This is a genomic window from Psychrobacter sp. APC 3426 (assembly GCF_030408035.1).
GTDB lineage: Bacteria > Pseudomonadota > Gammaproteobacteria > Pseudomonadales > Moraxellaceae > Psychrobacter.
In genome coordinates, this window is the sequence record NZ_JASDCF010000026.1 from 1 (window position 1) to 14,690 (window position 14,690).

The following is a 14,690-nucleotide window of genomic DNA, read 5'->3' on the forward strand; positions in this document are numbered from 1 at the left end:
TCGGGCGGTTAGAAAGACTTGTTGCTTCTCAAAAAAGCTTGATAATCACTTTAAAGTATTCGATCTGGTGTTCTTTTATGTCAATTATGGCTACGTCTGATGCCAGCATACTTTTTAGAACACCACCTTTTTTTTTAATTAACGGTCATATTTTTAAACGCCCTATTTAAGACATATCCTCATTTTAAAAATGCTAATAGAAATGAGGGCATGTCTTAGCGGTATTCATCATCACAGATATTATATTTGATTACCCTTACCCCTTAAGGTAACTTATAATAAGACATGTAACACACTTTGCCTGTTATAAAACCTGCATGGACCAAAAAATGCCAATCACTAGTATTACTGATTTTTTTAGAGAAATCATTCGTGACCTTCATACTAGTCTGTATCTTGCGCTCGGTGGCTCTGCAGATGAAGAGTCAATCGATTGGTCATCGCAAGCAGTGGAACTGGTCAGCACTGGTATCAAAATCCTAATACTGCTTGTGGTATTGGGATTTTTTTATTGGTTGGCAATATACATCCTTAAGCAAAGCAGAACGAAAATTCGTTTGAATGAGCGGCGCACAAAAATTGTACGCTCAGTGCTGCGTTATATTTGGATTGTGGCAAGTATCATTGCCATTATGAGTCAGATTTACTTTGAGCCAGAGACCATTAAAGCCACTGCCAAAGCAAGCACATGGGCAGGTATATATTACGTACTCTGGACCTCATCTGGGCAAATCATTCACAAGGTTTTACAGCACTATGGGCTTAACGCTTCCATTGAGCAGCTGCTAAAAAACATCTTGTCCGTACTGCTATTGGTACTGGGTCTCGCCAGCGTCATGGCGCAATTTGGTTTTGATATCGTCTCTCTAGTAGCTGGTTTAGGTATTGTAGGCTTGGCAGTCGGTTTTGCTGCCCAATCTACCCTTGCCAACTTCATCGCTGGTATCACGATTTTACTTGAGCAGTCCTTTCAAGTAGGTGACTGGATTCATATTAACGATAATGAAGGTCGTGTGGTGCTTATTGCATTGCGTACCACGCATATTTTGACTCGAGACAACATCACTGTCATTATTCCAAACTCTAACGTTGCCTCCTCCGAGGTTACCAATTTAACCTCCAAAAACTTTATACGTTTTGATATTCGTGTGCGGATTGCGTTTGAGGATGATATAGATACTGCCCGCAAGGAGATTTTGCAGGTGCTGACTGACACCGATGTGGTATTGAGCCGCCCTGAGACCTCAGCCACTGTCGATGAGATTGGTGAATACGGCGTATTTTTTATTGTCCGTTTTTGGGTCAAACCAGCAGCCGTTGCACGCATGCCAAAAATAAAAGAAGGCTTAAAAGAAGATATCAAGCGCGCCTTTGATGCTGCAAATATCTCCACCCCCTACCCGCATATGCGCCTACTGATGCCAAAAGATGTCGATTACCCGATTGCAACGAAACCTTTTGCGACGACGACGCAAGTGGTATCACAAACGCCATCAGAACCACTACCACTGCCCAAAAACGATCTTTAACGATATTATGGCGTGTCCTCAATTCAATCTAGGGATATCTAAATGGGCTAAAAAAGCTTTGGAATGCAGGATTTTAAGCCCACCTCTTTGAAACATTCTACTTTGAATTATGGTAAAATCGCCGGTTAAACATCCTATTTTATGATGTGCATTACTTATTAATTTAGCCCACAGGTATCCGTATGACCGAAACAACCTCGCCCGCATCTGCAACAGTATCTTCGCCAGAGTTGTCGCTTGACCTTATCATCACCTGTGCCGATGGGCTTGAGGCGCCGCTACAGACTGAGCTGACAAGCTTTGGTATTGCAAGCGACATCAAAAGTACAGGTCGTCTAGCGGTGACGGGTACATTGCGTGACCTTTATACCATTTGTCTATGGTCACGAGTAGCCTCGCGGGTATTGATGCTGATTAAACGCAAAAACATCAATACTGAATATGATGTGGCTGAACAGCTGTACGGTTTGGCAAAATCGGTCAATTGGACTGAGCAATTTAGCTTGGAGCAAACGTTTGCTATTCGTCTATCGGTTGATAAGCGCGTTGCCGTCAGTCAGCAGTTTGCCATGCTGCGCATCAAAGATGCGATTGCGGATACCTTTAATGAAGTTTACGACAGCCGCCCTAACGTCGATAGTAAAAACCCAGATTTTTCTGTGTTTGCGACAGTCAATGACAAACAAGCTGAACTGTATCTAGATTTATCAGGTACCAGTTTGCATCGCCGTGGTTATCGTGTGGCAATGACAGAAGCGCCATTAAAAGAAAACTTAGCGGCGGCTTTGCTTTATAGCGCAGGCTGGCATAAGAAAAATGACGCTGGCAACGCGCCTTTCTATAATGCTTTGGTCGATCCGATGTGTGGCTCTGGAACATTCATCATTGAAGCGCTGCTCATGCATTGTGATTATGCGGTCGGTATAGATAAAGCCGCCAATCAATTTGGCTTTTACCAGTGGCAACATCATGACGATGCGCTGTGGCAACAGATGATTGATGACGCACAGACTCGTTTTCGCGAAGCCTTAGCAATTGCTAACGAGCAGCCAGATACCTTACCGCTAATTTTAGGTTTTGATGCGGATAGTGGCGCGATTCTCGCCACAGAAAAAAACCTGATTGCTGCAGGTTTGCAAGACTTATTGCCGCTACTCGATATTGAAACACGCGCCCTAGACCAGCTAAGCAACGTGCTAAAGCCATTGGTCGATGACGGTCGATTGAGCAATCCTTTAATCATTACCAACCCACCTTATGGTGAGCGCTTGGGTGATGAAGAGATGATTAAGCCGTTATATCAAGCAATTGGGCTTATTTTACAAGATAGCTTTGCTGGTAGCGGGATTGACCCAATGCTTGGCATCTTGGCGGCTAATGTCGAACAGGTTGATATACTGCCAATTAAAGAGCCAAAAACGTTGCGTTGTCATAACGGTGCCATCACCGTTTATTTCCGCTATGGCACGTTGATTGCTGGGCAAACGGGCAATCTTGTTAGCCGTTTCGAGAAGCGTGAGATTGAAGTAGAAGATGGACAGGACTTCATTAATCGCTTGCAAAAAAACCTTGTCAAACTTAAAAAACTTGCCAAAAAAGATAACGTGAGTAATGTGCGGGTTTACGATGCTGACTTGCCTGACTTCAAAGTCGCTATCGACTTATACGGCGATTATGCACATGTGCAAGAGTATGCGCCGCCTAAAACCATTCCACCTGAGACCGCCAAGAAACGCTTTAATTTGGCGTTGATGGGTATCCGTGAAGTGTTCGACATTAACCGCGAACAAGTCTTTATCAAAACTCGGGCGCGTCAGTCTGGTAATGACCAATATAGCAAGCAAGGCAATACTGAAAAGCGTGGTAAGTTTTATGTCGCTCGTGAAGATGGCGCGTACCTCTATGTCAACTTTACCGATTATCTCGATACGGGGCTTTTTATCGACCACCGTAATATGCGCGCGCGTATCAAAGACAACAGTCGCGGAAAATCAGTGTTGAACTTATTTGCCTATACTTGTACCGCAAGTGTCCACGCGGCATTGGCTGGTGCAAAAAAAGTCACCAGTGTTGACTTATCACAGAATTATCTCGATTGGGGCAAGCAAAACTTTGTGCTCAATGGTCTTGACGTTAGCCGCAACAAATATCAGTTTGTCGCCGCTGATATCTTTGAATGGATTAAGGATAATACCGAACAATTTGATATTATCTTTATCGATCCGCCAACCTTTTCGAACTCGAAAAAGTTCCAAGGTACTTTTGATGTGCAGCGTGACCATGCAGCACTTATTAATCGTGCGATGAACCGCTTAACCTCTGATGGCGTATTATACTTCTCTAACAACTTTACCCGCTTTGAGCTGGATGAGCAGTTGACCGAGCGCTACAATATTATCGACATCACGCCAAAAACCATTGGCTTTGATTTTAATATTAAAAAACCGATTCATCAGAGTTTTGAGATTCGTCATCGCCAAAGCCTCTAGTTCAGGTCTATGGATGCAGTCAAAGGTGAATCACCGCATTTAAGCCTTGTTTTTTCATTTAAACATTGCCTTTGACCATTCGTCTTTTCGGACACATAACCGTACACATAACAATGACCCAATCGGCTTTGATTGGGTCATTTTTTGTTGTTATGATAGAGCGTCATTAAACGTTGGTCCTACGCCAGTTTTGACTCAACATTGCTTTTTTTGCACAATCTTACTCTCAACTCTTTCAAAAAAATATTTAACTTACTCTAATAACTTCAACTCACCCTAATAACAAGGACAATCCCATGGCATTATCACTTAATAAAGGCGGTAATTTATCGCTAACCAAAACTGACCCAAACTTGACCAAACTACTTATCGGTCTTGGCTGGGATGAGCGCGCCACCTCTGGTGCTGAGTTCGACCTTGATGCCAGTGTGTTTTTGCTCAGCACGGCAGGTAAAGTACGCGGCGACCATGACTTTATCTTTTATAACCAGCTCAAATCTGACAATGGTGCGGTTGAGCATACTGGTGACAACCGTACTGGCGAAGGTGATGGTGACGATGAAGTCATCAAAGTAAACCTGACTCAAGTACCTGCTGATGTCGATAAAATTGTTGTGACTGTCACCATTCATGATGCTGCCGCTCGCAGTCAAAACTTTGGCCAAGTAGCCAATGCCTTTATTCGCGTCGTGAACGAAGAGACTGGCACTGAAGTGGTACGTTTTGATTTGGCAGAAGACTACTCTGTTGAGACGGCGATGGTATTTGGCGAAGTTTATCGTCACAACGGCGAGTGGAAATTCCGCGCTGTTGGTCAAGGCTATTCAGGTGGTCTACAAGCCATGTGTCAGCAATACGGTGTTGATATCTAAAGCTGATACCTAACACAAATATCTAACATGGTATTTCCTAAGTACTAATAATTATAAGGTTGGCGCTTGGCTCTGTACTCAATAATTGTATAAACAAACCAAGCGCTGACCAAGTATTTAAACCGTTATCACATCCAAAATGTAACGCTGCTAGGACTATTAGTCGCCGTTCAATCTGGCTATTTATAATGCCTCTTACCCAGCATGGTGAGCACAAGATTATCGTTGCAAAACAGTCACAATTTTTAATCACCAAACCACTAGCAATACTTTACGTTTCGTTTAAAATTACCCAAAAAAAGTGGTTAGCAATAGCCAATTTTTTGCAGTTTGTGTCTATAATAGGCCGACTTTAGCTTTACGCAACCAGACAGGATGTGTCATGAGACATTTTTATTTAGACTTTATCTTCACAGCCATTGCTCTAGCGGTAGCGGCATGGTGGGGGTATTCACACGGCGGTATGGGCGGCTTGATAACCACCCTATCTATTACTGCTATTTTGGCCGTCATGGAGATTTCATTATCATTTGATAATGCGGTGGTCAACGCTTCAGTCCTTAAGGGCTGGGATGAATTTTGGAAAAAGATTTTCTTAACCGTCGGTATTTTAATTGCCGTCTTTGGTATGCGCTTGGTATTCCCTATTGTCATCGTCGCGGTTACCGCCGACTTAGGTATTATGCAAGTGGTCGACCTAGCTTTAAACGACCCTAAAGAATACTCTGCCCGCTTGATGGCACACCATGCTGAAATATCAGCATTTGGCGGTATCTTCTTACTCTTGGTGTTCTTAAACTTCATCTTTGATGAAAAGGAAGTCCATTGGTTTGACTGGTTAGAGAGCCGTTTGGCTAAACTGGGTAAGGTCGATGCGATGAGCGTATTCGTCGCCCTTATTGTCCTGATGGTTGCGGTATCATGGGCCGACGCAGATCAATCAGCCGCTGTATTAATCGCTGGTGTCTGGGGTATCCTTGTTTATCTTGGCGTACAGGTTGTATCCGGTATGTTAGAAGGTGATCTTGAAGCGGACTTGGAAAACGAAGAAGGTGGATCAGGGGCTGCTGCAACCAGCGCCATTATGAAAGGCGGTATTATCGGCTTCTTATACTTAGAAGTCCTTGATGCTTCATTCAGTTTTGATGGTGTTATCGGCGCATTTGCGATTACCAATGACGTTATCGTGATTATGCTTGGTCTTGCCATCGGTGCGATGTTTGTCCGTTCGATGACTATCTTCTTAGTCGATAAAGGAACGCTTGATGAGTTTGTCTATCTTGAGCATGGTGCGCATTATGCCATCGGTGCTTTAGCCATCATCATGTTGTTATCGGTGAAGTTCCATGTGCCAGAGATTGTCACTGGTCTGATTGGTATTGCGTTTATCGGTTGGGCGTTTGTCGCGTCACTGAACTATCGTAAGCGAGAAGCAAAGTCGATTACTTAGTTTGAATGTTAGTTTAAACACTAACTTCACATTAAGAAAAAAGCGCTTTGACAGAAAATCGTAATAATGACAGGTTATATCAAGTAATTGGTATAACCTGTTTTTTTATCCGTATTTGCATAGTCTGAATACTTAAGTGTTTATGAGTGCTTAGCTACCTCTGAAAAAAATGTGTCTAAATACTTAGGTAAGCCTTTGGCGTTAAATTTCAATCTTTCTACACGCTTGGTGCATGTAGCACACACCAGCCTATCCCAGCCTCAGTACAATCAACCTACACTACTTTCACTTCCCTGCCAGTATCTTCTGCAATTTTGCCAATATCACACCATATAAAGGCAAAAAGATAAGCACGCCCATCACTATCTTAAATAAGTAATCCATTGCGCCAATCTCAACCCAGTGTGTGGCCATAAAGGGGTCTGGACTTTTATAAAAAGCGATGGCAAAAAAGCAAAAGCTATCGACAAGATTACCAATAAACGTCGATACCAAGGGCGCAATCCACCAAGTTTTAAGTTGGCGTAATTTATTAAATACTTTTATATCTAGCAGCTGTCCGACGACATATGCACTAAAGCTTGCCACCACAATACGAAAGACAAACAGATTAAAATCCAACAGATGCTCATGACCAACAAATTGACCATTTGAAAATACCACTGAGAAATAATAAGAAATCACCAAAGCTGGCAACATAGCAAAGAAGATGATTCTTCTGGCAAGATGTTGACCGAATATACGTACGGTCAAGTCCGTAATCAGAAAGATGAACGGAAAGGTGACGGCGCCCCATGTGGTAAAAAAACCAAATAGCCCGACAGGTATTTGCACCAAGTAATTACTAATAGCGATGATAAAAATATGTAGGCTGACAAGCCAGAATAACGCACGGCTGTAGCGAATAGATTGAATCGGGGTGGTTGAAAGGGTACGACTGCTCATAGAAGAATCCTTTTTTTAATTCAGGGTTGAGGGAACCTGGGCGCGCTATTATAAATCATAATAAGATAAATAGCCAAAATAGGTCTGATATCGCCATAAAACCCATTTTTTATAAACAAAAATATAACTGTCATATAGTCACACAAAATACGCCTTGCTTAGTAAGCAAACGCTTAGTATAGTAAAACGTAATGATAGGCAGGACGTGGCGTACAGGTCGATTTACTGACCTTATTCGCTCAAATAGTAATCACTGCCCTATTTTTAATTCATTTTATAAAACCAAATCCACTTAACCATTAATCCAAAGGATATTTATATGGCTATTAGCTTAACCAAAGGCGGCAACGTAAACTTATCAAAAGAAGCACCAGGTTTAACCAATATTACAGTTGGTCTTGGCTGGGATCCACGCGCGACTGATGGTCAAGAATTTGACCTAGACGCAATTGGTTTTTTGATCAACGAAGCAGGTAAAGTGCGTAACGATCAAGACTTTATTTTCTTTAATAACCTAAAGTCAGACAATGGCGCTGTTGAACACACTGGTGACAACCGCACTGGCGAAGGTGATGGCGATGATGAAAAAATCAAAATCAACCTTGGCAGCATCCCAGCTGACGTCAGCAAAGTGGCTATCTGCGCCATCATTTATGAAGGCACAGCCCGTAACCAAAACTTCGGTCAAGTTGGTGATGCTTACATCCGTGTGGTAAATGATAACGGCGAATCTGAAATCGCACGCTACGACCTATCAGAAGATGGCAGCACTGAAACAGCGATGATTTTTGGTGAATTATACCGTCACAGCGGCGACTGGAAATTCCGTGCTGTTGGTCAAGGCTTCAGTGGTGGTCTTGGACCATTAGCGGCCTCTTATGGCGTAAACGTATAATTCATATCGTTTGAGGCTAAATCGAGCATAATCGTTTAAGCCGATACTCGTTTTAGCAGATTATCGTTCGTCAAATAACCATCGCAATCAATATCGAGTGCGATGTCCCAAAGCCATCAAGTGTGCCAGTTCTAAGCATTTGATGGCTTTACGTTTAACTAGACTCTTACATTGGTTGGTTTAAATGAATCAGCCACTTAAAATAGCTGAAATTTTAGACTCAATTTTTTGAAGTCAGAAATTATAGATAAAATTTTAAAAACAGCTTAAATCTAGCTGTATCCATTTAGCGCACACATTTTAGATATTAGAATAAGGACTTGCACCCCATGGCCGCTACCTTTAGCTTAATCGGTACTATCGAACCTTTTTTGCATTGCAACCTAAAAAAAGGCGATTCAATCTATTGTGAAGCCAATGCAATGGTGATGATGGAATCCAACCTTGAGCTGAAAGGTAAGCTACAAGGTGGTCTCATGCAGTCACTGATGCGCCGCTTTGCCAATGATGAATCATTATTTCAACAGCAAATTGAAGCGACAGGTGGTGAAGGCGATTGCCTACTAGCACCAACACTAGATGGCGATATGCAAATCATCGACTGTGGCGCTCAGCAGTACACCTTGAGCGATGGGGCTTTTGTCGCCGCGCAAACTGGGGTTGATATTAGAGCCAACATTCAGCGTAACCTTGGCGGTGCGGTGTTTGGTGATACTGGTGGCTTTATGGTCATGCAAACCCAAGGTCAAGGACAAGTCGTGGTATCGGGTTTTGGCTCATTGTTTGAGATTGAGGTGACACCAGACAAAGACGTCATCATCGATAATGGTCATGTGGTCTGTTGGGATTCAAACCTTGATTATAAACTGTCGGTCTCGACCAGCAAAAAAAAAGGTATCATGAGTAATATTATTAACTCGGTCACTAGCGGCGAAGGGATGGTTTTAAACTTCTCTGGAACGGGCAAGGTCATCATCTGCTCACGTAATCGTGATAGCTATCAAGGTTGGCTACAAAGCATACTAGGTAGCAGCTCAGGTGGTCGCGGCGGCGGCGGTGGATTTTTAGATAATATTTTATAGCGCCTTACACAATTTATTAAACTATTTAGAACTATTTTTAAACGCTTTTACTCACAATTATTATAAGGATAATGACATGGCAGTTAGTCTACAAAAAGGGCAAAAAATCTCTCTCAGCAAAGAAGCTGGTGGCGAGCTTACCCAAGTAAAATTGGGCTTAGGTTGGGATGTCGCTCAAGGCCCACAAGCCAAAAAAGGCGGGTTTTTAGGAAAATTGTTCGGCGGTGGTGCTGGCGGTGACTCAATCGATTTGGACGCCTCTTGCATCATGTTTGACAGTAATAAACAGGCGGTCGATGCTATTTGGTTCAGCCAATTAAAATCAAAAGATGGCAGTATCGTGCATACAGGCGATAACCGCACTGGTGATGGCGACGGTGATGATGAAGTTATCAACGTTGATTTATCAAGAGTACCAGCAAACGTGGTATCACTAGTATTTACGGTCAATAGTTTCACTGGCCAAACATTTGAAACCGTTGACAACGCTTTTTGCCGTATCGTCAATGCAAATAACAATACTGAAGTGGCGCGCTATAACTTATCATCACAAGGTACTCATACAGCCATGATTATGGCAAAAGTGTATCGTCATAATAATGAGTGGAAAATGCATGCGATTGGCGAAACCGCTTCTGGTCGCACCTTCCATGACTTGATGCCGGCTATCACACCGCATGCGTAAATAGTTTAAACCGTCTTAATCAAGACAGTTATTACTTAATAAGCAATCAGCCCGTCTATTTATGATAGACGGGCTGATTTTTTTGCCATAAGTTATATTAAGTGTCATTAAGGGAAATTGTGTTAAATACTATTTACGCCCACGCTTCCAGCTAAACCCCCAGTTAAAGGCTTTATCCATTTCTTGATGACCTTTAAAGTATTGGTTGATACGCTCGACGTTGATACTGCCTTGCTGATTGACCAAACGTGCAATCGCACACATAGGTAAGTTACCCGTCCCTTCCGTCAAGCGTGTCTCAATCGGTGGCTGCTCTGGCACATGAATGGTCACTACCCCATCCGTCTGCGCCCAGTTCGGTGCACCCTCATAGATGAATGCGAAGATAAATACTTCCTCAATCTGTGACCACTGCTGACCATTGATATCAAGCCACTCACCGCCGCTGACTTGTCCGGTTCTATCGTCAGCACGTAACAACACATAAGGTGCTGATTGCAGATTGCCAAAGCGATTGCCTAATGCTTGAATGAGTGTTTTTTCGCCATTTTTTAGATGAATCATTGCGCCAACATCCAAGTCGATGCCACCCGCTTTATGCTGCTTAAACAGATCGCCCAATATGCCTTTTTTAGGGGCTTGTTGGTCGTTATTTGGACGTTGATTCCAGTTGAGATTGACAGCAATTTTGCCGAAGTCATCCCGTTTTTTGAGGTTGATACTGGATTGGTTTTTGGTTAAGGTAATTTTACTTAAGTTAATTGAAGGATTGGTAGCGCCTGTAGGAATAGGTGGTGGCGTGCTTGCTTGAGCATTATTACCGGCTTTTTGCGTGTTGATTGGTTGAGCTTGAGCTGGCGCTTCATCGGCAATCTCAACACCGAAATGCTCAGACAAAGGCTTTAACCCGCCGTTAAATCCCTGTGCAATAAAGCGGAACTTCCAGCTGCCCTGCCGGCGATAGCATTCAGCTAAAATAATGGCCTTTTCCTCACGTCCGGCAGCACTTAACCGACACGTTAATAGTACTTGGTTGCCCTGTAGTACTTGAATATCCACATCACCAATTTGAGCCAGAGTCTGTCCACTAGAAAAAGCCAAGGCAATCTTATCAATGCTTGTAGGCTGAGCGGGTAAATTGATATCAAAAAACCCATCACTATCATGACCACGGAAGCTGACATTGCCATCATCACTACGTGTCTGCCCATAAAATATCATGTCACCATCCCCGCGAACCTTACCATCAGTCGTCAAGCGATAAGCAGCACAATCAATTGGATTTTGGCTTAGAATACGGAGGCTGATATTATCTGTTGGTAGGGGCGCATTGGCACCTGCCACCAATTGTTGAGGCTGATTTTGGCTCATAACTTGTCCTTATAATTATTGATAATGCTTATTGATTTATAACTTGATTTGTCGTTTTAAACACTGCCATATAGTAGCATGGATGTCACCATACTTTTAATAAGCTAGCCTTTGCAAACCGTTAAAATCCTATGGCACATCCTTGAGGTTATTTTATCAGTAGCATTTATAACGGGTGGCAGTTGTATATAATGAACCATGTTATAGACAATAGTGATTTGATAACCACACTTTGTCTAACCACCTAAAAACCCATTATAATGCTGAGAGATTTATGGATAACCCTGCTAACGATACTCATCACTCAACACCTATAGCTGCTTGGTTGGCTGAAGGTCAATCCAGCCAGCGTGATATGTTAGCCAGCCTGCAAGCATTAAAATTACAAGGTAATACACCATTTAACATCATCGCCTCACATCGCCATGACAGACCTGAGATTTTTGAGTTTGCTGATGTGGTTTATCGAGAGCCACTTGACACTACTGTAGACACTGATATAGACATTACTGCGGATATCGATGAGCAAATTGCTACTGATTCTGTATCACGTTGGCAGTTTGTACTTGAAGAAGCCCAGCGTCAGAATGTAAAGGTATTACTGACTGGTCGTAATGGTATTGACTACGAGGCGCAGCGTGAAGCTTTTGAGAGTGCTGGCATTCGCCTTTTGACTGGTGCAACCAGCATAGCCGCTTTAGAGTCTATCGATGATAAATTTGCTTTTATGCAACAATGCTATGCTCATAATATTCCGGTGGCAGATGCTTGGCGTTTTGATAATATTGCTGAGCTTAAGGCGTTGTTGGCTACATACGGCCATCAGCCGTTATGTGTCAAACCAGTCACTGGTATATTTGCGCAAGGGTTTTGGCGCTTAGATTCAGGTAAGGCAAAAGACGAGAATTACGATAGCTTTGAGCATTTATACTTTACCGAAGAGAAAAAAATCAATACTGAGCAGTTTTTACATGCGTACACCAAAAGCCAAATGATACACGAGCGCCCTATTCCTATGCTGCTGATGCCTTACTTGTCAGGACGAGAGTACTCTATCGATGTGGTGTGCGAATATGGTGAGGTATTGGCGGCTGTCACCCGTCACAAAACAGGGAAAATTCAGCATGTTGGCTACGAGCAGTCCGTCATGGGTGTGGTCATTCCTTTGATTAAAGCGTTTGGCTGTGACGGTATCGTCAGTGTACAAACCAAGGAAGATGATGAGGGTCAACACCGTGTTCTTGAAATTAATAGTCGCCCTTCAGGTGGTATTGGTTATACCGCTCATAGCGGTGTCGACTTGACTCAAGTTGGCTTCGGCTATTGGTTAGGTTTAACGGATAAACCCAAACTGGCTGATATCGCTCAGCAGGTTACGCCTTGCCAAGTGCGCTCCATTATGATGAGTGTAAAGATTTAAGAGGCTGAGCGGGGCAACACACTGATAATTGAGCTGTTCATAACATATATAGTCAAAATACCCTAAAAACGCTACGGTATTGCTGATATAAATTTTTTGTAGCCTCTGTCTGCGCAGGCACAGCAAGCAAGAAAAATTGATATCAGCAGCGCGTGATGTATCGATATTACTTTTCACTGACTATACTTTAAAAAATGACACAAAAAAAAGGTTTTTAGAATATATCTAAAAACCTTTTTTATTAGCTACTTAGTCGCCAATCATTTTGGCTTATTACTCGCCAAATACTTGGGATTATTCGCCGAATACTAATGTTGCTTTTTGAGGTGCATTCTTAGAAGCAATCACCCATAGTAAGCTTAATACAACTGCTGAGCCGATAAAGATGAAAATCGATGACATGAATGCGCCTGAATGCGAGTATTCCATCGCCATCATCTCACCTGTATGATGCATCTCCATCGCTGCCATACCAGTGTAATGCATACCACAAACCGCAATACCCATGATAAACGCACTGCCGAAACGTTGTAGATTGCCACGTAAGTTAAACGCCAACCATAGTGCTGCGATTGAGGCGGCAATAGCAATTACAATCGATGCAATCAGCAGAGTCGTATTGTAAGACATCGTTCCTTCCATCTGCATTGAGGCCATACCAGTATAATGCATGGCTGCAACACCAAGACCCGTCAAAACACCACCGCCAATCAATTTAGCGATGCTTGCTGGACCACGACCTACAATGACAACACCAACCGCAACAAACAAAATCGCCAATAACATCGATACAATCGTTAAACCTAAATCATAAGTCACAGGCATCTTCATATCGACTGCCATCATGCCGATATAATGCATTGACCAAATCGCACCACCAATCGCGATAGAAGATAAGGCAACCCAAAAATACAAGTCTGTACCTGGCTTGGCAGAGGGAACACGAATAGCAAGGTTTAAACCAACATAAGAACCAAATACTGCGATGGCATAGGATACAAGCACCAAAAGCAGGTTATATTCAACTTCAATCATTTTTTCGCCCTTTAAATTTCATATAAACTGAGCGTAGACAATAGTGGTTTGGATGAACCAAGATGCTCAACGCTCATTACTCTTTTCATAGGTATTAATTTACCTATGTAATCGTTAATGCTACGTAATCGTTATGTTTACCAAATAGTAAATTCACAAATATTGGTGCTGCCAGCGCCGCATTTGGTTTCTTCCACTCGAACGCGTCCGACTATCGGATTGCTCGTCAAGAAACCTTCTATATAACCAACCACAAAGTTACAGCCTAAATGATGGCTGTGCGAGGTCTTACAAAACGGGCATTTAATCAAAGTGATTGAATGGTCACTGGCCTTGACCTTAGTAAAAGCTTTTAACGCTGGCACCAGTTCACGGCTGATAGCAGCAGACATCTTTAACGGACTGCCAAGAGCATAGTCACGTTGGTAAATGCCGCCACCAACCTTACGACCCAACTCATGTAATGCACGGATACGCATCTCATCAGGTAAACCGTCCTCATACTGTCTGACAACATCGACGATGTCAGGATACTGAGCACCGATCGCAGCTAGAACACTTTTTTCATCTAGCGCTTTTTTGACCGGTGTAGAAGGTGAACTGACTGTTTCTTCATCAATTTCTAACTTAAAGAGCGTACAGCCTTCAATCGAAGATAAGTCGTCGATTAAATCGGCTTGTGTCTTTGTCCCTTGAGTTTTGGCCACCACATGAATGATATTCCCGCCATTTTCTGACGGTTCTTGTTTTTGTGATATGAGTTGGTAGCCTGCCTTGATAAGCGGCGATATGACGTTAACCAAACGAATGCGTTCAGAAGACGTTTCTAATGCACAAGAGAATTTCAAAGATCACTCCTTATTTGAGAATACAACCAAATTTTTAGCAACAAACCATTGAATAGGCTTAACAACCAA

The 14,690-nt window shown here is 42.7% G+C and carries 12 protein-coding genes and 1 pseudogene; 9 read left to right on the plus strand and 4 right to left on the minus strand.

Annotation, left to right across the window (positions count from 1 at the left end):
* The 5 genes and pseudogenes from QL919_RS11450 to QL919_RS11470 form a co-directional block, all read left to right on the plus strand.
* Positions 1-100 (plus strand): annotated as a pseudogene (locus QL919_RS11450) (IS1 family transposase); the annotation flags it as partial.
* Between the two features lie 229 nt (positions 101-329).
* Positions 330-1,529, plus strand: coding sequence for a mechanosensitive ion channel family protein (locus QL919_RS11455; protein WP_290189651.1), 1,200 nt, complete (start codon positions 330-332; stop codon positions 1,527-1,529).
* 182 nt (positions 1,530-1,711) lie between these two features.
* Positions 1,712-4,018 (plus strand): bifunctional 23S rRNA (guanine(2069)-N(7))-methyltransferase RlmK/23S rRNA (guanine(2445)-N(2))-methyltransferase RlmL, encoded by a 2,307-nt coding sequence (rlmKL, locus tag QL919_RS11460; protein WP_290189652.1) that lies wholly within the window; start codon positions 1,712-1,714, stop codon positions 4,016-4,018.
* Positions 4,019-4,314: 296 nt separating this feature from the next.
* On the plus strand, positions 4,315-4,890 hold the full coding sequence (locus QL919_RS11465) for a TerD family protein (protein WP_290189653.1): 576 nt from the start codon (positions 4,315-4,317) through the stop codon (positions 4,888-4,890).
* Between the two features lie 382 nt (positions 4,891-5,272).
* Positions 5,273-6,340, plus strand: coding sequence for a DUF475 domain-containing protein (locus QL919_RS11470; protein ID WP_290189654.1), 1,068 nt, complete (start codon positions 5,273-5,275; stop codon positions 6,338-6,340).
* A 285-nt stretch (positions 6,341-6,625) separates the two neighbouring features.
* On the opposite strand, the gene QL919_RS11475 is transcribed toward QL919_RS11470, so the two are convergent.
* Positions 6,626-7,285, minus strand: a complete 660-nt coding sequence (locus tag QL919_RS11475) for a 7-cyano-7-deazaguanine/7-aminomethyl-7-deazaguanine transporter (RefSeq protein ID WP_290189655.1) — start codon at positions 7,283-7,285, stop codon at positions 6,626-6,628.
* Positions 7,286-7,604: 319 nt separating this feature from the next.
* Between QL919_RS11475 and QL919_RS11480 the strand changes: the two genes are divergently transcribed.
* The 3 genes from QL919_RS11480 to QL919_RS11490 all read left to right on the plus strand — a co-directional run bounded on the left by QL919_RS11480 (position 7,605) and on the right by QL919_RS11490 (position 9,947).
* Entirely contained in the window at positions 7,605-8,180 is a 576-nt protein-coding gene (locus QL919_RS11480) for a TerD family protein (RefSeq protein ID WP_290189656.1), read from the plus strand.
* A gap of 329 nt (positions 8,181-8,509) precedes the next feature.
* On the plus strand, positions 8,510-9,262 hold the full coding sequence (locus QL919_RS11485; RefSeq protein ID WP_290189657.1) for a TIGR00266 family protein: 753 nt from the start codon (positions 8,510-8,512) through the stop codon (positions 9,260-9,262).
* A 76-nt stretch (positions 9,263-9,338) separates the two neighbouring features.
* Positions 9,339-9,947 (plus strand): TerD family protein, encoded by a 609-nt coding sequence (locus tag QL919_RS11490; RefSeq protein WP_290189658.1) that lies wholly within the window; start codon positions 9,339-9,341, stop codon positions 9,945-9,947.
* 129 nt (positions 9,948-10,076) lie between these two features.
* On the opposite strand, the gene QL919_RS11495 is transcribed toward QL919_RS11490, so the two are convergent.
* Positions 10,077-11,318 carry a TerD family protein gene (locus QL919_RS11495; protein ID WP_290189659.1) on the minus strand — a complete coding sequence of 414 codons (1,242 nt, stop codon included), beginning with the start codon at positions 11,316-11,318 and terminating at the stop codon, positions 10,077-10,079.
* Positions 11,319-11,592: 274 nt separating this feature from the next.
* Between QL919_RS11495 and QL919_RS11500 the strand changes: the two genes are divergently transcribed.
* Positions 11,593-12,738, plus strand: a complete 1,146-nt coding sequence (locus QL919_RS11500) for an ATP-grasp domain-containing protein (RefSeq protein ID WP_290189660.1) — start codon at positions 11,593-11,595, stop codon at positions 12,736-12,738.
* 294 nt (positions 12,739-13,032) lie between these two features.
* On the opposite strand, the gene QL919_RS11505 is transcribed toward QL919_RS11500, so the two are convergent.
* Together QL919_RS11505 and QL919_RS11510 are read right to left on the minus strand one after the other, a co-directional pair.
* Complete coding sequence (locus tag QL919_RS11505; protein ID WP_290189661.1) at positions 13,033-13,773, minus strand: MHYT domain-containing protein; 741 nt, start codon at positions 13,771-13,773, stop codon at positions 13,033-13,035.
* Positions 13,774-13,910: 137 nt separating this feature from the next.
* The gene (locus QL919_RS11510) at positions 13,911-14,621 is read right to left on the minus strand and encodes a hypothetical protein (RefSeq protein ID WP_290189662.1); all 711 of its coding nucleotides are present in this window, start codon (positions 14,619-14,621) and stop codon (positions 13,911-13,913) included.
* Positions 14,622-14,690 lie beyond the last annotated feature (69 nt).